This is a genomic window from Streptomyces sp. NPDC059499, from assembly GCF_042749285.1.
Classification (GTDB): Bacteria; Actinomycetota; Actinomycetes; order Streptomycetales; family Streptomycetaceae; genus Streptomyces.
The window spans coordinates 626,985-646,169 of record NZ_JBHYTT010000003.1 but is presented as its reverse complement, the minus strand read 5'-3'; the positions used below and the strand labels follow the sequence as shown (position 1 = coordinate 646,169).

The 19,185-nt window shown below is 70.2% G+C and carries 16 protein-coding genes and 1 pseudogene; 15 read left to right on the top strand and 2 right to left on the bottom strand.

Annotated elements, in window-relative coordinates:
- Positions 1 to 96 precede the first annotated feature (96 nt).
- The 3 genes from ACFW9O_RS11660 (at position 97) to ACFW9O_RS11650 (ending at position 3,285) form a co-directional block, all read left to right on the top strand.
- Complete coding sequence (locus ACFW9O_RS11660; RefSeq protein ID WP_384607742.1) at positions 97 to 1,428, top strand: nitrate/nitrite transporter; 1,332 nt, start codon at positions 97 to 99, stop codon at positions 1,426 to 1,428.
- A 130-nt stretch (positions 1,429 to 1,558) separates the two neighbouring features.
- Positions 1,559 to 2,701, top strand: coding sequence for a uroporphyrinogen-III synthase (locus ACFW9O_RS11655; RefSeq protein WP_384607740.1), 1,143 nt, complete (start codon positions 1,559 to 1,561; stop codon positions 2,699 to 2,701).
- A gap of 20 nt (positions 2,702 to 2,721) precedes the next feature.
- The gene (locus ACFW9O_RS11650) at positions 2,722 to 3,285 is read left to right on the top strand and encodes a GNAT family N-acetyltransferase (RefSeq protein WP_384607737.1); all 564 of its coding nucleotides are present in this window, start codon (positions 2,722 to 2,724) and stop codon (positions 3,283 to 3,285) included.
- Here the strand turns inward: ACFW9O_RS11650 and ACFW9O_RS11645 are convergent.
- A pseudogene (locus tag ACFW9O_RS11645) lies at positions 3,218 to 3,782 on the bottom strand (GNAT family N-acetyltransferase). The gene ACFW9O_RS11650 and the pseudogene ACFW9O_RS11645 overlap by 68 nt on opposite strands.
- A gap of 151 nt (positions 3,783 to 3,933) precedes the next feature.
- Between ACFW9O_RS11645 and ACFW9O_RS11640 the strand changes: the two are divergent.
- The 6 genes from ACFW9O_RS11640 (at position 3,934) to ACFW9O_RS11615 (ending at position 11,067) form a co-directional block, all read left to right on the top strand.
- Positions 3,934 to 4,551, top strand: a complete 618-nt coding sequence (locus tag ACFW9O_RS11640) for a CGNR zinc finger domain-containing protein (protein WP_384607734.1) — start codon at positions 3,934 to 3,936, stop codon at positions 4,549 to 4,551.
- Between the two features lie 76 nt (positions 4,552 to 4,627).
- Entirely contained in the window at positions 4,628 to 5,215 is a 588-nt protein-coding gene (locus ACFW9O_RS11635; RefSeq protein ID WP_329210482.1) for a sigma-70 family RNA polymerase sigma factor, read from the top strand.
- Positions 5,212 to 6,087 carry an anti-sigma factor family protein gene (locus ACFW9O_RS11630; protein ID WP_384607730.1) on the top strand — a complete coding sequence of 292 codons (876 nt, stop codon included), beginning with the start codon at positions 5,212 to 5,214 and terminating at the stop codon, positions 6,085 to 6,087. Before ACFW9O_RS11635 ends, ACFW9O_RS11630 begins: the two co-directional genes overlap by 4 nt.
- A gap of 84 nt (positions 6,088 to 6,171) precedes the next feature.
- Positions 6,172 to 8,547 carry a HelD family protein gene (locus ACFW9O_RS11625; protein WP_384607726.1) on the top strand — a complete coding sequence of 792 codons (2,376 nt, stop codon included), beginning with the start codon at positions 6,172 to 6,174 and terminating at the stop codon, positions 8,545 to 8,547.
- Between the two features lie 426 nt (positions 8,548 to 8,973).
- On the top strand, positions 8,974 to 10,407 hold the full coding sequence (locus ACFW9O_RS11620) for an NAD-dependent malic enzyme (RefSeq protein WP_351176945.1): 1,434 nt from the start codon (positions 8,974 to 8,976) through the stop codon (positions 10,405 to 10,407).
- 378 nt (positions 10,408 to 10,785) lie between these two features.
- Positions 10,786 to 11,067 (top strand): HU family DNA-binding protein, encoded by a 282-nt coding sequence (locus tag ACFW9O_RS11615; RefSeq protein ID WP_003968811.1) that lies wholly within the window; start codon positions 10,786 to 10,788, stop codon positions 11,065 to 11,067.
- 338 nt (positions 11,068 to 11,405) lie between these two features.
- On the opposite strand, the gene murA is transcribed toward ACFW9O_RS11615, so the two are convergent.
- Complete coding sequence (murA, locus tag ACFW9O_RS11610; protein ID WP_015608864.1) at positions 11,406 to 12,746, bottom strand: UDP-N-acetylglucosamine 1-carboxyvinyltransferase; 1,341 nt, start codon at positions 12,744 to 12,746, stop codon at positions 11,406 to 11,408.
- Between the two features lie 298 nt (positions 12,747 to 13,044).
- Here murA and ACFW9O_RS11605 point away from each other — a divergent pair, with 298 nt between their 5' ends.
- The 6 genes from ACFW9O_RS11605 (at position 13,045) to ACFW9O_RS11580 (ending at position 18,960) form a co-directional block, all read left to right on the top strand.
- Positions 13,045 to 13,605, top strand: a complete 561-nt coding sequence (locus ACFW9O_RS11605; RefSeq protein WP_351182396.1) for a YqgE/AlgH family protein — start codon at positions 13,045 to 13,047, stop codon at positions 13,603 to 13,605.
- A 30-nt stretch (positions 13,606 to 13,635) separates the two neighbouring features.
- Positions 13,636 to 13,935: a DUF3039 domain-containing protein gene (locus ACFW9O_RS11600; RefSeq protein WP_329210492.1), complete on the top strand. Its 300-nt coding sequence runs from the start codon at positions 13,636 to 13,638 to the stop codon at positions 13,933 to 13,935.
- 262 nt (positions 13,936 to 14,197) lie between these two features.
- A complete protein-coding gene (locus ACFW9O_RS11595) occupies positions 14,198 to 15,502 on the top strand; it encodes an extracellular solute-binding protein (RefSeq protein WP_384607720.1) in 1,305 nt (434 codons plus the stop codon).
- A gap of 2 nt (positions 15,503 to 15,504) precedes the next feature.
- The gene (locus tag ACFW9O_RS11590) at positions 15,505 to 16,476 is read left to right on the top strand and encodes a carbohydrate ABC transporter permease (RefSeq protein WP_384607718.1); all 972 of its coding nucleotides are present in this window, start codon (positions 15,505 to 15,507) and stop codon (positions 16,474 to 16,476) included.
- Between the two features lie 8 nt (positions 16,477 to 16,484).
- Entirely contained in the window at positions 16,485 to 17,327 is an 843-nt protein-coding gene (locus ACFW9O_RS11585; protein ID WP_384607858.1) for a carbohydrate ABC transporter permease, read from the top strand.
- A 1-nt stretch (position 17,328) separates the two neighbouring features.
- Positions 17,329 to 18,960 carry a beta-N-acetylhexosaminidase gene (locus tag ACFW9O_RS11580; protein WP_384607715.1) on the top strand — a complete coding sequence of 544 codons (1,632 nt, stop codon included), beginning with the start codon at positions 17,329 to 17,331 and terminating at the stop codon, positions 18,958 to 18,960.
- Positions 18,961 to 19,185: the final 225 nt, after the last annotated feature.

Genomic DNA, 19,185 nt, shown 5'->3' with positions numbered 1-19,185 from the left:
AGCAAGGTTGCGCACCGGTCACCTCACGGCACCGCACCGAAACGCGGCTTCCATAACGTCGGCAGGACAACACCCCGACCCCTGTGGAGGCGCGTGATGGCCGGTCGTTGGATCGAACAGTGGGAGCCGGAGGACGAGACCTTCTGGCGCGAGTCCGGCGAGCGTGTGGCACGGCGGAACCTGTGGTTCTCCGTGCTCTCGGAGCACATCGGATTCTCGATCTGGTCCCTGTGGTCCGTCATGGTCCTGTTCATGGGACCGGAGTACGGGATCGACCCGGCCGGGAAGTTCTTCCTGATCTCCACGGCCACCCTGGTCGGTGCCATCGTCCGGGTGCCGTACACGTTCGCGGTCGCGCTGTTCGGAGGGCGCAACTGGACCGTCTTCAGCGCGCTGACGCTCCTGGTGCCGACCGTCGCCGCCTTCATGGTGATGGAACCCGGGACCTCGTACACCACCTTCCTCGTCGTCGCGGCGCTCACCGGCATCGGCGGCGGCAACTTCGCCTCGTCGATGACGAACATCAACGCCTTCTTCCCGCTCCGGAAGAAGGGCTGGGCCCTCGGGCTCAACGCGGGCGGCGGAAACATCGGCGTCCCCGTCGTCCAGCTCATCGGCCTGCTGGTGATCGGTACGGCGGGCGCCGCGCACCCGCGGATCGTGCTCGGGGTCTACGTACCGCTGATCATCGTCTCCGCAGTCTGCGCCGCCCTCCGGATGGACAACCTCCGGCCCGTCCAGAACGACACCGGGGCCGCTCTCCAGGCCGTACGTGAGCCGCACACCTGGATCATGGCGGTGCTCTACATCGGCACCTTCGGCTCGTTCATCGGCTACAGCTTCGCCTTCGGCCTCGTCCTGCAGACGCAGTTCGGCCGTACCCCGCTGCAGGCCGCCTCGCTCACCTTCATCGGACCGCTGCTCGGCTCGCTGATCAGGCCCGCGGGCGGCTGGCTCGCCGACCGCTACGGCGGCGCCCGGATCACCCTGTGGAACTTCGCGGCGATGGCCGCGGCGACCGGAGTCGTCGTCTACGCCTCCGGGATCGAGTCGCTCTCCGTCTTCCTCGTCGGATTCATCGCCCTGTTCGTGCTGACGGGACTCGGCAACGGCTCGACGTTCAAGATGATCCCGGGCATCTTCCACGCCAAGGGGATCAGCCAGGGCCTGCGCGGCGAGGAGGCAGCGGCGTACGGACGGCGGCTGTCCGGCGCGGCCATGGGGCTCATCGGGGCGGTCGGCGCCCTGGGCGGCCTCGCGATCAACCTCGCCTTCCGCCAGTCCTTCGCGACCTCGGGCGCCGGGACGGCCGCCTTCTGGTCCTTCCTGCTCTTCTACGCCGTCTGCTTCACCCTCACGTGGGCGGTATACCTTCGCCGGACCGCGCCCGTGCCCGCGAAGCCCCAGCTCAGCTATGCCGAGGTGTGAGGATGGCCACAAGGCGTCAGGCGACGTAACGGGCGGGAAATACAGGTGAACCGAGACTGTCACGCAGGGTTGGCAGTCTCGGTCCTCCGCACCATCGAGCAGCAGCGGGACGAGAGCCGGGTATCACGCCATGCACGACGACGCACAACACGGGCCCCTCGCGGGCTTCACGGTCGGGGTGACCGCCGCCCGTCGCGCCGAGGAGCTCGGAACGCTCCTCCAGCGGAGGGGCGCCGCGGTCCTGCACGCCCCCGCCCTGCGGATCGTGCCGCTCGCCGACGACAGCGAACTCCTGGCCGCCACCAAGGAACTGATCGACGACGCACCCGATGTCGTGATCGCCACCACGGCGATCGGCTTCCGGGGCTGGGTGGAGGCAGCCGACGGCTGGGGCATCGGGGACCAGCTCCTGGATCTGCTGCGCGGCGTCGAACTGCTCGCCCGCGGCCCCAAGGTCAAGGGCTCCATCCGGGCCGCCGGACTCACGGAGGCATGGTCGCCCGGGTCCGAGTCGATGGCCGAGGTGCTCGACCGGCTGCTCGGCGAGGGCGTCGACGGACGCCGGATCGCCCTCCAGCTGCACGGCGAACCGCTGCCCGGCTTCGTCGAGGCGCTCCGGGCGGCGGGCGCGGAGGTCGTCGGCGTACCCGTCTACCGGTGGATGCCCCCGGAGGACATCGCCCCGCTCGACCGGATGCTCGACGTCACGGTCGCCCGCGGTCTGGACGCCCTCGCCTTCACCAGCGCCCCCGCCGCCGCCTCGTACCTGAACCGGGCCGAGGCACGAGGAATGCTCCCCGAGGTCCTGTCCGCACTGCGGCACGACGTCGTCACGGCCTGCGTGGGGCCGGTCACCGCGCTGCCCCTGCAGGCCCGGGGCATCGACACCGTCCAGCCGGAACGCTTCCGGCTCGGCCCGCTCGTCCAGGTGCTCTGCACCCAGCTGCCCGCCCGTGCCCGCACGCTCCCGGTCGCCGGGCACACGCTCGAGATCCGCGGGCAGGCCGCGCTGGTCGACGGCGCCCTGCGCCCGGTGCCGCCCGCGGGCATGGCCCTCCTGCACACACTGGCCCGCAGGCCGGGCTGGGTGGTGTCACGCGCCGATCTGCTGCGGGCGCTGCCCGGCAGCGGCACGGACGAGCACGCGGTGGAGACGGCGATGGCCCGGCTCCGTACGGCGCTGGGCGTGGCCAGGCTGATCCAGACGGTCGTCAAGCGCGGCTACCGGCTGGCGCTGGACCCGTCCGCCGACACCAAGTACGCGGATTCCTGACGGGTCGCTACCGTGCGGGGATGATCAACGACATCCATCCCCTGGTCGCGGGCGTCCGGCTGAGGCCTGTGACGCCCGGTGACGCCGAGTCCCTGGCCGAGACCCTGACCCGCAGCCGCGCCTACATGCGCCGCTGGGAGCCCGTGAGGCCGGAGGCCTTCTACACCCCGCGGGGCCAGGCCCAGCGTCTGGCCGGACTGCTGGCGGACCGGGACGCAGGGCGTGCCATGCCCTGGGTACTGGCCGACGAGGAGGACCGCGTGGTGGGCGCGATGACGCTCGCGTCGATCGAGCGGGGTCCGTTCCGCAACGCCAGGCTCGGCTACTGGGTCGACGTCGGCCGGGCGGGCCAGGGGCTGGCGACCGCCGCCGTCGGCCGGGTCTGCGAGGTGGCGCGTGACGGGCTCGGTCTGCACCGGATCGAGGCCGGGACGGTCGTGGACAACACGGCCTCGCAACGGGTGCTGGCGAAGGCCGGGTTCGAGCTCATCGGTACGGCGTCGCGCTATCTCCACATCAATGGCGCGTGGCAGGACCACCGGATGTTCCAGCGGATCCTGCACGACGGACCGCCGCAGCACTGAACGGTGCGTGCCGGACGTGCCGGTGGCCGTCGAGCGGGTACTGCGGCGGCAGGGCGGGGATGACCTCGGCGAGCGGGTAGCCGGCCTTCTCCGCGACCCTGCACGACGCCTCGTTGTCCACCTGGTGGAGCAGCTCCAGCCGCCGCAGGCCCTCCGCGGCGAACGTGGTGAACGCCCAGTCGGTGAGCGCCTGGAGGGCCCGTGGGGCCACGCCGCGGCCGCGTGCCGCCGCCGTGGTCCAATAGCCCGCCTCGGCGCTCTCAGCACCCGGTACGGGGCGTTTCAGGGCGAGGTTGCCGACGAGCCGGCCGCCCCGCTCCGTATCGGTCACGGCGAAGCTGAAGCGGCTGGCCGGACGCCCAGCCGTCCCGCTGGGCCGCCAGCCACCGCTCAGCGTCCGCGACTTCGGTCACCTGGGTGAGCAGCCACTGTCGCATCGCCGGGTCGTCGTACGCCGCGAGAAGCGCCGGGATGTCGTCCGGGCGCCAGGGGCGCATCAGCAGCGGTCCGGCCGTCAGGGTGACCGTCTCCTCGTTCACGGGGACACGGTACGTCGGTGGCCCGGGCGGCAGGAGGGGTTCCGGGCGGGGCCGGGGACGGGCACTCTGGAGGCGACTCCCACGGTGACCCCAGGGCGGTGACAGGCGCATGGCGGCGGGCACGAGCTCGTACGGCTGGCGTTTCGACGCGGGCCGAATCTGTCTGGATCTGGTGGCGACGGGGGTGGGGAGCTCCGGAACCTGTGAGCAGCTGGACCGTCCCGCCCGGCTCGCCGACTGGCTGGTGGCGTCCGGGCTGATCCCGAGGGGGACGCCACTGACCGCCGTGGACGACGACTGGGTGGCGCGCTTCTGGGAGTTACGGGCGGGCATCGACCTGCTGGTGACGGCCGAGCTGGCCGGCCGCGGCGACGACGGCGCCCTGGACCGGATCAACGCGCTCGCGGCCGTGCCGACCCCCGGATTGCGGGCCGTACGGGGCAAGGGCGGCGTTCTCGTACGGGCGCTGAGCGCCGGCCCCGCGTGCGACGGGCTCCTTGCGGCGGTGGCCCGGGACGCCGTGGACCTGCTGACGGATCCGGTGGCCAGGGAGGGGTTGCGCCGCTGCGAGGGCGATGCCTGCCGGCGGCTCTACCTGGACACGTCGCGGGGACGGCGACGGCGCTGGTGCTCCAGCGAGGTGTGCGGCAACCGGGAGCGGGTGGCCCGGCACCGCCGCCGGGTCAAGGCCGTTCCCCAGGACGCGAGTCGCAAAAGAAAGTTGTGAGTTCGTTGAATGAACCGGAACCCGCGTGCGTATCGATGGTCACAGAGCTCGACAGGGTCTCGACCAGGAGGATCGTGTGCGCAAGGATGCGGCCGTGGCCGATGACCGTCCGCACAGGGCTCGACATCGCAGTGAACCGCCCCGATCTCCCTCCGACGTCCCCGACGAGGAGCTGATGCGGGCGCTCTACCGCGAACACGCCGGTCCCCTGCTCGCCTACGTACTCCGCCTTGTCGCGGGTGACCGCCAGCGGGCCGAGGACGTTGTGCAGGAAACGCTCATCCGTGCCTGGAAGAACGCCGGTTCGCTCAACCGGGCCACCGGCTCAGTCCGCCCCTGGCTGGTGACGGTCGCCCGGCGCATCGTCATCGACGGCCACCGCAGCCGGCAGGCCCGGCCCCGCGAGGTCGATCCGTCGCCGCTGGAGGTCATTCCCGCGGAGGACGAGATTGACAAGGCGTTGTGGCTGATGACGCTCTCGGACGCGCTCGACGATTTGACCCCGGCTCACCGGGAAGCATTGGTCGAGACCTACTTCAAGGGCCGTACGGTCAACGAGGCCGCCGAGGTACTCGGCATCCCCAGCGGGACTGTGCGATCCCGGGTTTTCTACGCACTTCGTTCGATGAAGCTCGCACTCGAAGAGAGGGGGATCACGGCATGAGCGACCGCGAGTGGCAGCCGTTCGGGCCCCGGCCGACGGGCCCCCGCGGCCCCTCGGGGCCGTCAGGCCCCCCACGCCCGTCCGCGGGCCCCTTCGAGTTCCCCGTGGAAGGCCCGGAGCACGACGCCGCCGGTGCCTACGTCCTGGGCATCCTGGACGACGCCGAGGCGAGCGCCTTCGAGGCGCATCTGGCCGGCTGTGCGCTGTGCGCCGCCCACCTCGACGAATTCGCCGGGATGGAGCCCATGCTGGCGATGCTCGCGGAGGCCCCCGCGGCCCTCCCCGGTGCCCGTCCCGTCCCGCACGTCCCCGACAGGCCGGCTCCGCGACTGCTGGACAGCCTGGTCGACGAGGTCGCGCAGAAGCGGGCGCAGCGGCGCAGGCGCAGCAGGTATCTGATCGCGGCGGCCGCGGTTCTGGTGATCGGCGGCCCCGTGGTCGCGGTCACCGCCACGGGCGACGACACCGCCGGGAAGTCGGTCCAGGCAGCCGATCCCCATCCGACGAGCCCGGCCGAGGACGCCTTCTTCCACCACATGACGGAGAAGCTGCAGGCGACGGATCCCACCACCCGGGTCGACGCCACGGTCGGAATGGAGCCCAAGGCCTGGGGGACGCACACGGTCCTGCAGCTGAAGAACGTCAAGGGCCCGCAGAAATGCAGCCTGATCGCCGTGTCCAAGACCGGCGAGGAGGAGATCGTCACTTCCTGGTCCGTTCCGAAGTGGGGATACGGAATCGAGAATTCCACCCACGCGAGTGCGAAGGACCCGCTGTACGTGCACGGCGGCGCGGCGATGGCGCGCAACGACATCGACCACTTCGAGGTGCGGACCTTCGACGGCGAGCGGCTGGTGGAGATCGACGCGTAAACGCAATACGGGCGGCAGGTGCGCCGGGGGCCCCTCTTCGCGTACGGTTGACGGCTGCCCAATGCACGTCAGAAGGGGGCCTCGGTGGCCGCGCAGGATGCCGCTGTCGATTCGTTGCGGGACCGGGAAATCGGTGTCGAACAAGTACATCTGGACCGGGTCTACCACCGTCTCGAAGAGAAGATCGACGAGGCGGAATTTCTCATGCACGACGCCGGTAAGCGGGGGCAGGTCGGTACGCCGGGCGCGCTCGCGGAGCGGGACGCCCAGGTCTTCCGTGCCGGGGTCCACCTCAACCGGCTGAACAGTGAGTTCGAGGACTTCCTCTTCGGGCGGATCGACCTCCTCCACGGGAAGGACGGCGAACGCGGCCCGGACGGCGCCTTCACCTCGGTCGAGCCCGCCGACGACGCCGTACGGGAGGACAGCACCGCCGATGTCGCCGAGACGCTGCACATCGGCCGCATAGGAGTACTCGACTCCGACTACGCGCCCCTGGTGATCGACTGGCGTGCTCCGGCCGCCGCGCCGTTCTACCGGTCGACGCCCAAGGACCCGGGCAGGGTCGTACGCCGAAGGGTCATCCGCTCCAAGGGCCGCAAGGTCCTCGGGGTCGAGGACGACCTGATGCGTCCGGAGCTGACCGCGTACCTGGGCGGCGACAAGCTGCCCGTCATCGGCGACGGTGCCCTGATGGCCGCGCTGGGCCAGGCACGGAGCCACACCATGCGGGACATCGTCTCGTCGATCCAGGCCGAGCAGGACATGGTGATCCGCGCCCCCGCCGCCTCCGTCACGGAGGTCTCCGGAGGACCCGGGACGGGCAAGACCGCGGTCGCCCTGCACCGGGCCGCGTATCTGCTCTACCAGGACCGGCGCCGGTACGCGGGCGGCATCCTCGTCGTCTCGCCGACGCCGCTCCTGGTCGCGTACACCGAAGGGGTGCTGCCCTCGCTCGGCGAGGAGGGCCAGGTCGCGATCCGTGCCGTCGGCTCGCTGTCCGACGAGGCGGCGGGCATCGAGGGCGCCACCACGTACGACGAGCCGGCCGTGGCCCGGATCAAGGGCTCCTCCCGGATGCTGCACGTGCTGCGCAAGGTCGCCCGCGGGGCGCTGGAGCAGCCCGCGCCCCGGCCCGCCTCCCAGGAGGGGCAACTGGCGTTCGGAGAGGCGGAGGCCCCGGACGCGGCCGCCACCCCCACCCAGCTGAGGGTGGTGGCCTTCGGCGCCCGCGTCGAGCTGAACGGGGACGAGCTCCGGCGCATCCGGCACAACGTGCTGGGCGGCACCGCTCCCGTCAACCTGCTGCGCCCGCGCGCCCGCAAACTGCTCCTGGACGCCCTGTGGAGCAAGTCGTCGGGCCGGGGCCGCTACACCGACCCCGAGCTCGCCGCGGAGCTCCGTTCGTCCTTCGACGAGGACGTCTCCACGGAGACACCGTTCCTCACGTTCCTGAACGCCTGGTGGCCGGAACTCACCCCTCGTGGGGTGCTGGCCGCGATGGCCGACGAGCGGCGGCTGGGCCGTTGGGCGCGCAGGATCCTCAATCAGGGCGAGGTGCGCCGTCTCGCCCGTTCGCTGAAGCGGCTGGACGGGGACGGCAAGGGTCCGCTCTCCGTCCATGACGTGGCGCTCCTGGACGAGCTGCAGACGCTGCTGGGAACTCCGCACCGCCCGAAGCGGAAGCGTGAGCTCGACCCGCTGGACCAGCTCACGGGTCTGGAGGAGCTGATGCCGCAGCGCGAGGAGACCCAGCGCGAGCGGGCCGAGCGGCTGGCGGCGGAGCGCACGGAGTACGCGCACGTCATCGTCGACGAGGCGCAGGACCTGACGCCCATGCAGTGGCGCATGGTCGGCCGCCGCGGGCGGCACGCCACGTGGACGATCGTCGGCGACGCGGCGCAGTCCTCCTGGTCCGATCCGGACGAGGCGTCGGCGGCCCGTGACGAGGCGCTCGGCAACCGGCCCCGGCGCCGGTTCACCCTCACGGTCAACTACCGCAACCCGGCGGAGATCGCCGAACTCGCGGCGAAGGTGCTGGCACTCGCCATGCCGGGAATGGAATCCCCGACCGCGGTCCGCTCGACGGGGGTGAAGCCGCGCTTCGAGACCGTGCGGGGCGGGGATCTCGCCGGGACCGTCCGCGAGGAGGCGCGCAGACTCCTCGGCGAGGTGGACGGCACCGTGGGCGTGGTCGTGGCGATGGACCGGCGCGCGGAGGCCCGTGCCTGGCTGGCGGAGCTCGGTGAACGGGTGGTGGCGCTGGGCAGCCTGGAGGCGAAGGGCCTGGAGTACGACGCCACGGTCGTCGTCTCGCCCGCGGAGATCGCGGACGAGTCCCCGGCCGGCCTGCGGGTGCTGTACGTGGCGCTCACCCGCGCGACGCAGCAGCTGACCGTGGTCTCGGGGGAGCGTGATCTGCCGGATGCGGACGGCGTTCCCGACCTGCTGAGGGACTGAGGGGAAGCCGGTTCCTGCGGGCGGCGGTACTTTTCCGAGTCAACCCGTCGCGCAGGAATCACTTCTCCAGGGTGTTTGTTAGCCTGGTGTTGGCACCGGCTCGATCCAAGCCCCCGGGCCCAACCTTCGTCGCTACGAGCGACCACTTGCCGCGAGGCGAGCATGGCGGGTCGGTGCCACCTGAGTGAAGAGACAGACCCGCGTCACCCGAGGGTGGCGCGGGTCTGTTGTCGTTTCCACGGGGTGCGCGGCACCGGCAGGGGTTCCCTCGAACGAGTAGCTTCTCGTATGGTGGAAAAAACTTTCCGAAAGGTGGCAGTCATTACCGGCTACCGGCCGGTAGGTGCGACGATCGGAACGCGCGTACGGGGTGGATCCCATGTGCGCGCGACAGCAATGAAGCTCAGGAAAGCGAAGGACTCGGCCATGGCAACGGCGCCCAGCGTCTCGTACTCGATGACGGTCAGGCTGGAGGTGCCCGCGAGCGGCACAGCGGTCTCCCAGCTCACCACGGCCGTGGAGTCCTCCGGCGGTTCGGTCACCGGCCTCGATGTGACCGCTTCCGGCCACGAGAAGCTGCGGATCGACGTCACCATCGCGGCCTCCTCGACCTCGCACGCGGACGAGATCGTCGAAGGTCTGCGCGACATCGAGGGCGTCGTCCTCGGCAAGGTCTCCGACCGTACGTTCCTGATGCACCTCGGCGGCAAGATCGAGATGGCGTCCAAGCACCCCATCCGCAACCGTGACGACCTCTCGATGATCTACACCCCGGGTGTGGCCCGGGTCTGCATGGCGATCGCCGAGAACCCCGAGGACGCCCGCCGCCTGACCATCAAGCGGAACTCCGTCGCGGTGGTCACGGACGGCTCCGCGGTGCTGGGCCTCGGCAACATCGGCCCGATGGCGGCGCTCCCCGTGATGGAGGGCAAGGCGGCCCTGTTCAAGCGTTTCGCCGGCATCGACGCCTGGCCGATCTGCCTGGACACCCAGGACACCGACGCCATCGTCGAGATCGTCAAGGCGATCGCCCCGGGCTTCGCGGGCATCAACCTCGAGGACATCTCCGCCCCCCGCTGCTTCGAGATCGAGGCACGGCTGCGCGAGGCGCTGGACATCCCCGTCTTCCACGACGACCAGCACGGCACGGCGATCGTCGTCCTCGCCGCGCTGACCAACGCGCTGCGCGTGGTCGGCAAGTCGATCGGTGACGTACGGGTCGTCATGTCGGGCGCGGGCGCCGCCGGTACGGCCATCCTGAAGCTGCTCATCGCCGCGGGCGTCAAGCACGCGGTCGTCGCCGACATCCACGGAGTGGTGCACGCGGGCCGCGAGGACCTCGTGTCCGCCGACCCCGACTCGCCGCTGCGCTGGATCGCCGACAACACCAACCCCGAGGGTGTCACCGGCACCCTCAAGCAGGCCGTCGTGGGCGCCGACGTCTTCATCGGTGTCTCCGCCCCCAACGTGCTGAACGGTGACGACGTCGCCGCGATGGCCGACGGTGCGATCGTGTTCGCCCTCGCAAACCCGGATCCCGAGGTGGACCCGGCAATCGCCCGCGAGACGGCGGCAGTTGTGGCCACCGGCCGCTCCGACTTCCCGAACCAGATCAACAACGTCCTGGTCTTCCCGGGCGTCTTCCGCGGTCTGCTGGACGCTCAGTCCCGCACCGTCAACACGGAGATGATGCTCGCCGCCGCGCGCGCCCTCGCGGGCGTCGTCGCCGAGGACGAGGTGAACGCGAACTACATCATCCCGTCGGTCTTCAACGACAAGGTCGCGGGAGCGGTCGCGGGCGCGGTCCGCACCGCCGCGAAGGCGGCCGGAGCCGCCGCGGCGACGCCGGATCCCGTCTAGCACACGCCGTCCGCGGGGGTCGGCCACGGCTCCTGCGGACGGTGCCGTACCTCACGTCCGCGCGCCCCGTACGGCGCGTCGTGGGTCGCGACGTCCCAAACGCCCCTTTAGGGTAGGCGGGCAGCGAGCCCCACAGGCCCGGCATCCGCTGCGGACCGCTTCAAGAAGTCGACGGAACGTCACCACGGGCAATCAGTGGTGCTTTTCGTGTGGCGTCGAGGGGTTCCGGATTGGCGTTACCGCCGCAGGTGGGGGCAGGATGCGTATTCGGGCGCGAGGGTCTGACATCAGACCCGGGTCCGGGGACTGTCAGAGGGCCCTGGCAGCATCGGCTTCGATCTCACGCCTCACAGGCAAGAAGAACACGGGAGTAACAACATGAACCGCAGTGAGCTGGTGGCCGCCCTGGCCGACCGTGCCGAGGTGACCCGCAAGGACGCCGACGCCGTTCTGGCCGCCCTCGCCGAGACCGTCGGCGAGATCGTCGCCAAGGGCGACGAGAAGGTCACCATCCCCGGCTTCCTGACCTTCGAGCGCACCCACCGTGCCGCTCGCACCGCTCGTAACCCGCAGACCGGCGACCCGATCAACATCCCGGCCGGCTACAGCGTGAAGGTCTCCGCGGGCTCGAAGCTCAAGGAAGCCGCCAAGGGCAAGTAAGCCCCGTAGGCATCAAGAAGGGCGGCCGTCCTGACCAGGACGGCCGCCCTTCGGCATGCCCGGAGCGGAGCGTGGCACCTGCGGCGCCCGCACAGGGCCCGTACGGCCGCTGTGAGCCCCAGGTGTACGGAGTTGGGCGGTTGGGGCCCGTACGGGCCTGTACGGGCGCCCTGGGGCGTCTGTGAGGCGGCGCGTCCGGGGCCCGGCAGGGCGGGGCCGCGAACAGACCGCCGCCCCGGACCCTTGTGCGGGGCCGGGGCGGCGGACTGTGGTGCGCGGGGTGCGCAGTGTTGTGTGCGGCAGCACTGTGCGTGCGCCGGAGCGCGTCCGGCGCGGTGTCAGACGAGTGAACCGCCCGGCAGCTCGACCTTCGCGCCGAGCTTCTCGAGCTTGTCCATGAAGTTCTCGTAGCCGCGGTTGATCAGGTCGATGCCGTGCACCCGGGACGTTCCCTGCGCCGCCAGGGCGGCGATCAGGTACGAGAAGCCGCCCCGCAGGTCCGGGATGACCAGATCCGCGCCCTGGAGCTTCGTGGGCCCCGACACGACCGCGGAGTGCAGGAAGTTCCGCTGCCCGAACCGGCAGTCGGAGCCCCCGAGGCACTCGCGGTAGAGCTGGATGTGCGCACCCATCTGGTTGAGCGCCGAGGTGAAGCCGAGCCGGGACTCGTACACCGTCTCGTGGACGATCGACAGGCCGGCGGCCTGCGTCAGGGCGACCACGAGCGGCTGCTGCCAGTCGGTCTGGAAACCGGGGTGGACGTCCGTCTCCAGCGCGATGGCGTTGAGAGCGCCGCCGGGGTGCCAGAAGCGGATGCCCTCGTCGTCGATCTCGAAGGCGCCGCCGACCCGGCGGAAGGTGTTGAGGAACGTCATCATCGAACGCTGCTGGGCGCCGCGCACGTAGATGTTGCCCTCGGTCGCCAGCGCCGCCGACGCCCAGGAGGCCGCCTCCAGGCGGTCCGGGATCGCCCGGTGGGTGTATCCGTCGAGCTTGTCGACACCGGTGATCCGGATGGTCCGGTCGGTGTCCATGGAGATGATCGCGCCCATCTTCTGCAGTACGCAGATGAGGTCCTCGATCTCCGGCTCGACGGCCGCGTTGGACAGCTCGGTGACGCCCTCGGCGAGGACGGCGGTCAGCAGGACCTGCTCGGTGGAGCCCACCGACGGGTACGGCAGCCGGATCTTCGTGCCGCGCAGCCGCTGCGGGGCCTCCAGGTACTGGCCGTCCGCCCGCTTCTCGATGGTCGCGCCGAACTGGCGCAGCACCTCGAAGTGGAAGTCGATCGGCCTGCCGCCGATGTCGCAGCCGCCGAGCCCCGGGATGAACGCGTGGCCCAGGCGGTGCAGCAGCGGACCGCAGAAGAGGATCGGGATGCGCGACGAGCCCGCGTGGGCGTCGATGTCGGCGACGTTCGCGCTCTCGACGTGCGAGGGATCGAGGATGAGTTCGCCCGGCTCGTCACCGGGGCGGACGGTCACACCGTGCAGCTGCAGCAGTCCCCGGACCACCCGCACATCGCGGATGTCGGGCACGTTGCGGAGCCGGCTGGGCCCGCTGCCGAGCAGCGCGGCGACCATTGCCTTCGGCACCAGGTTCTTGGCGCCTCGGACGCGGATCTCGCCCTCCAGCGGGGTGCCGCCGTGGACAAGCAGGACATCGTCTGTGCCGGTCATGTATCTCGCGTTCCGGAGTGGTCGGGCAGGGGGCCATCGAAAAGGGTAATGGCCCCCCACCCCCCTTTCGTAAGTCACAGGGGGGTGTACGAACGTCATGAATCCGCCACAACACGTTCTGCCCCACAAGCCTTGCGGAGGGTTACCGTCCGCGAAGCGGTCCGATCCGGTCGGATTCGTGCGCTCCCCGTGCGCCTGTGCCGTGCCTGTGCGCCCCTGAGCTGCGGGGCACGGCCCGCGGCGGCCGGGCGGGCCCGTTGGTCCCCACGGAGGGCGAAGATGCGGGATCATTTCTGCCATGACCGAGGTGTCCTCGCTCACAGGGCGGCTGCTCGTGGCCGCACCCGCCCTGGCGGACCCGAATTTCGACCGCGCGGTGGTGCTTCTCCTCGACCACGACGAGGAGGGTTCGCTCGGCGTGGTCCTGAACCGCCCGACCCCGGTCGGCGTCGGTGACATCCTCGAGTCCTGGGCCGGTCTGACCGGTGAGCCGGACGTGGTGTTCCAGGGCGGTCCGGTGTCGCTCGACTCGGCGCTGGGTGTGGCGGTGATCCCCGGGGACGAGGGCCCGCTGGGCTGGCGGCGGGTGCACGGGGCGATCGGCCTGGTGGACCTGGAGGCGCCGCCGGAGCTGCTGGCCGCGGCCCTCGGTTCGCTGCGGATCTTCGCGGGGTACGCGGGCTGGGGCCCCGGGCAGCTCGAGACGGAGCTGACGGACGGCGCCTGGTACGTGGTCGAGTCGGAGCCGGGCGATGTGTCGTCGCCGCGTCCGGAGAGCCTCTGGCGGGCCGTCCTGCGGCGCCAGCGCAGTGAGCTCGCCATGATCGCGACGTATGCGGACGACCCTTCGCTGAACTGATGCCCCGGGCTTTCAGTACGCTTGGCAGTTATGAGCACTCTTGAGCCCGAGCGCGGGGCAGGTACGGGGACCCTCGTAGAGCCGACGCCACAGGTGTCGAACGGCGACGGCGACCACGAGCGCTACGCCCATTACGTCCAGAAGGACAAGATCATGGCGAGCGCCCTGGAGGGCACTCCCGTGGTGGCACTGTGCGGCAAGGTCTGGGTGCCGGGGCGCGACCCCAAGAAGTACCCGGTCTGTCCCATGTGCAAGGAGATCTACGAGTCCATGGGCGCCGGCGGCGACAAGGACAAGGGCAAGGGCGGCAAGGACAGCAGCAAGAAGTAGTCCGCGGCCTTCTTCACCCTCCGGGACCTGACCCCCGGGGCGCGCACCATGCGCGCCCCGGGGGTCTTTCGTCTGCCCGGTGTCTTTCGCGTGCCCGGGAGGGGTAGGCGCGTGCGGTGTGCGTCGCACGGACCGCGCCGGGTGGTCACAGAGTGGTTGAGACCACTTGTCGGCGTCCGGGTGCGCCCTTACTCTCCTGCAAGTTGTGCAGAACGAAACGTGCGTTGCACAGGATGCAACGACTGACCGGTAAGGGTTCCGGATGAAGCTTTCTGCCCGAATTGCCGCCCCGGCCGCGGCGCTTGTGCTGGCGGGGCTCACCGCCACCGCCTGCGCGCCCCAGACATCCGACACCGGTGCCGACGGGGACAAGAAGAGCGGCACGCTTCGCGTCTGGCTCTTCCAGGAGGTCGGCAACAAGCCCAAGGAGAAGGTCGTCGACGCGGCCGTCGCCGCATTCGAGAAGTCCCACGAGGGGGCGAAGGTCGAAGTCGAGTACATACCCGTCGACACCCGGGCCCAGCGCATCAAGGCCGCCTTCAACGACCCGAAGAGCGCCCCCGACCTCATCGAGTACGGCAACACGGACACGGCCGGCTACGTGAAGGACGGCGGGCTGGCCGATGTGAGCAAGGAGTTCGCGGCCTGGGACGACGCCAAGGACACCGACCCGACCGCCAAGCAGTCCGTGACGGTCGACGGCCAGGTGTACGGGGCGCCGCTCTTCGTCGGCGTACGGGCGCTGTACTACCGCACCGACATCTTCCAGGACCTCGGCATCGAGCCCCCCAAGTCCCAGGCCGAGCTGATCTCCACGGCCAGGAAGGTCCACAAGGAGAAGCCGGACCTGTACGGCCTCGCGGTCGGCGGCGCCTACACCTACGGCGCGATGCCCTTCATCTGGGCGCACGGCGGCGAACTGGCCGACGAGACCGGGGTGACCTACGCGTCGGCCGTCAACAGCGAGAAGGCGCGCAAGGGCATCGAGGCCTACACCTCGCTCTTCGGCGACGACAACTGCCCCGCCGCCAAGTGCGCCTCCATGGGCGGCAACGCGACCGTCACCGCCTTCGCGTCCGGCAAGGCGGCCATGGCGATCGGCGGCGACTTCAGCCACGCGGCCGTCGAAGCGGGCAGCGTGAAGGGCAGGTACGCCGTCGTGCCGCTGCCCGGCGTGGCGGAGGGCTCGATCGCCCCGGCGTTCGCCGGCGGCAACAACATCGGTGTGCTGAAGAGCAGTTCGCACCGCACCCTCGCCGTCGACCTGATGAAGTCGCTGACCGGCAAGAAGACCCAGGCCGAGATGTTCGACGCGATGGGCTGGCTGCCGACGTACACGGACGTCCGGGCCTCGGTCGCGGAGAAGGAGCCCTTCGTCGCGCCGTTCGTCACCACGCTCGGCTCCGGCGCCAAGTTCGTCCCCGCCTCCTCGGCCTGGGGCCAGATCGACGCCTCGCTGGTCCTGCCGACGATGTTCCAGGAGATCGTCAGCGGCCGTAAGGACGTGGCAGCCGCCTCCGACGACGCGGCGAAGAAGATGGACGCGGCGTTCGCCGACGCGGGCTGACGATGACCGCGAACACGACGGCGTACGAAGCCCCCGAGAAGACCGGGGCGGGCGGCACACCGGCCCGCCCGCCCCGGCGCCGCCCGGCATCTCCCGCGCGGCGCTCCGGCTGGACCCCCTGGCTGTACCTGCTGCCCGCGCTGGTCCTGCTCGGCGGACTCCTCGTCTACCCGATCTACCAGCTGGGCCTGATCTCCTTCCTGGAGTACACCCAGGCCCAGGTCAGCGGCGGCGAACCGACCACCTTCCAGGGCTTCGGCAACTACGCGACGCTCTTCCGCGACAGCCAGTTCTGGCAGGTGCTCCTCGCGACCGTGCTCTTCGCCACGGCCTGCGTGCTCGCCACCCTGTTCGTCGGCTGCGCCCTGGCCGTCCTGCTGACCCGGATCCGGGCCCTGCCCCGGCTCGCGCTCATGATGGCCGCACTGGGTGCCTGGGCGACCCCGGCGATCACGGGCTCGACCGTCTGGGTCTTCCTCTTCGACCCGGACTTCGGACCGGTCAACAAGGTGCTGGGACTCGGCGACTTCTCCTGGACGTACGGGCGCTACAGCGCCTTCGCCCTGGTGCTCCTCGAAGTGCTCTGGTGCTCGTTCCCGTTCGTGATGGTGACCGTGTACGCGGGCATCCGGGCGATCCCCACGGAGGTGCTGGAGGCGGCCTCGCTGGACGGCGCCTCGCAGTGGCGGATCTGGCGGTCGGTCATGGCGCCGATGCTGCGGCCGATCCTGACCGTCGTCACCATCCAGTCGATCATCTGGGACTTCAAGGTCTTCACCCAGATCTACGTCATGACCAACGGCGGTGGCATAGCCGGGCAGAACCTGGTGCTGAACGTGTACGCGTACCAGAAGGCGTTCGCGTCCTCGCAGTACAGCCTCGGATCGGCGATCGGTGTCGTGATGCTCGTGATCCTGCTGGCCGTGACGCTGGTCTATCTGCGCCTGGTGCGACGCCAGGGGGAGGAACTGTGAGCACGCCGATGACCACCCGTCCGCGCATCCGGCGCCCCGGCAGGCTGGCGGCGGAGGCGGCCGCCCTCGTCATCGCCGTCGTGGTCGCCTTCCCCCTGTACTGGATGGTGCTCTCCGCGTTCAAGCCGGCGGGCGAGGTCCAGTCGACCGAAGCGCGGCCCTGGACGCTGTCCCCGTCCCTCGACTCGTTCCGCCGGGTCTTCGAACAGCAGGATTTCGGCCGGTACTTCCTCAACAGCCTGCTCGTCGCCGGCACGGTCGTCATCGCGTCCGCGCTGATCGCCTTCCTCGCCGCGACGGCGGTGACGAGATTCCGCTTCAGGTTCCGGACGACGCTGCTGATCATGTTCCTGGTCGCGCAGATGGTGCCCGTCGAGGCGCTGACCATTCCGCTGTTCTTCCTCATGCGTGACTTCGGGCAGCTGAACACCCTGGGCTCGCTGATCCTCCCGCATCTGGCCTTCTCGCTCCCGTTCGCGATCTGGATGCTGCGCGGTTTCGTCAAGGCCGTTCCCGACGCGCTGGAGGAGGCCGCCTATATCGACGGGGCGAGCCGCACGCGCTTCCTGTGGCAGATCCTCTTCCCGCTCGTCTTCCCCGGACTCGTGGCGACGAGTGTCTTCTCGTTCATCTCGACCTGGAACGACTTCCTGTTCGCGAAATCGTTCCTCATCAGCGACACCTCGCAGTCGACGCTCCCCATGGCGTTGCTGGTCTTCTTCAAACCCGATGAGAACGACTGGGGAGGGATCATGGCCGCCTCGACGGTGATGACCGTTCCCGTGCTGGTCTTCTTCGTACTCGTACAGCGCCGTCTGGTCTCGGGACTGGGCGGAGCGGTTAAGGACTGACGTGCACAACCTGATTCCGGCGCCCGTACACATCGGCGACCAGGGCAGCTGCGGATTCCTCCTGGACCCGTCCACCACCATCACCGCGCGGGAAGGCACCGGGACCGCGGAGCGCTGGCTCCGGGCCACCCTGGGCGCCGCGTTCGGCCTGCCGCTCGCCCCCGGGACGGGCGAGGGCGGGAACACCGTCGAGCTGCGCGTCGACCCCTCCCTGGAGCCGGAGGGATACCGGCTGGGTGTGTCGCCCACCTGGGGCGTACGCATCACCGGAGGGAGCGCCGCCGGAGTGTTCTGGGGTGCGCAGACCCTGCGTCAGCTCCTGGGTCCCGAGGCCTTCCGCCGGGCGCCCGTCAGCCCCGGTACGCAGCGGGGCGTCCCGTACACGGAGATCGAGGACAGCCCCCGCTTCCCCTGGCGGGGCCTGATGCTCGACGTGGCACGGCACTTCATGCCGAAGGACGACGTCCTGCGCTATCTGGACCTCCTGGCCGCGCACAAGCTCAACGTGTTCCACTTCCACCTCACCGACGACCAGGGCTGGCGCATCGAGATCAAGCGCCATCCCCGTCTCACGGAGACCGCTTCCTGGCGCGCCCGCACCAAATACGGTCATCGGGCCTCCGCGTTGTGGGACGAGACCCCGCACGGCGGTTTCTACACCCAGGACGACATCCGTGAAATCGTCGCCTACGCCGCCGAGCGGCATATCCGGGTCGTCCCCGAGATCGACATCCCGGGGCACTCGCAGGCAGCCATCAGCGCGTATCCGGAACTGGGCAACACGGACGTCGTCGACACCTCCGCGCTCTCCGTGTGGGACACCTGGGGCATCAACCCGAACGTACTCGCCCCCACCGACAACACCCTGCGCTTCTTCGAGGGGGTCTTCGAGGAGGTGCTCGACCTCTTTCCCGCCGCCACATCGCCGTTCATCCATATCGGTGGCGACGAATGCCTCAAGGACCAGTGGAAGGAGTCACCGGCCGCCCGGGCCCGGATGGCCGAACTCGGCCTGGCGGACGAGAACGAGCTCCAGTCCTGGTTCATCCGGCACTTCGACTCCTGGCTCACCGCCCGGGGACGTCGCCTCATCGGCTGGGACGAGATCCTGGAGGGCGGACTCGCCGAGGGCGCCGCGGTGTCCTCGTGGCGGGGTTACGCGGGCGGCATCGCCGCCGCCGAGGCCGGACACGACGTCGTCATGTGCCCCGAGCAGCAGGTGTACCTGGACCACCGTCAGGACGGCGGCCCCGACGAACCGATGCCCATCGGATTCATCCGCACCCTGCAGGACGTCTACCGCTTCGAACCCGTACCCCCGGGGCTCTCCGAGGAGGCGGCCGGCCACATCATCGGCACCCAGGCCAACGTCTGGACCGAGGTGATGCAGAACCGGGCCCGCGTCGACTACCAGGTCTTCCCGCGGCTCGCCGCCTTCGCCGAGGTCGCCTGGTCCCGGCTCCCGGCCCCCGGCGAGCGGGACTTCGCCGACTTCGAACGCCGCATGGGCACGCACTACGCGCGGCTCGACGCCCTGGGTGTCGACTACCGCCCGCCGGGCGGCCCGCTGCCGTGGCAACGGCGCCCCGGAGTCCTGGGCCGCCCGATCGAGGGAGCGCCCCCGAACGTATGAGTCCCGTCCGGGCCGTGCCGGCGCGAAACGAACAAGTCGTACGAACTCGCTGAAGAGTGTCAATTCGTGCGCAGAGCAAAAGTTGTGCGAAAGGTTATTTTTCCGCTGGTCAGGGACAGATACACCCTTCGTGGACCCTCGCGCCGGTCCGCCCGGAAGATGTGCCAGAGTTGCCACGTCCCGGCCGTGAGCACGTACCGTACGGCGGACAGGCGGGACTGCCGG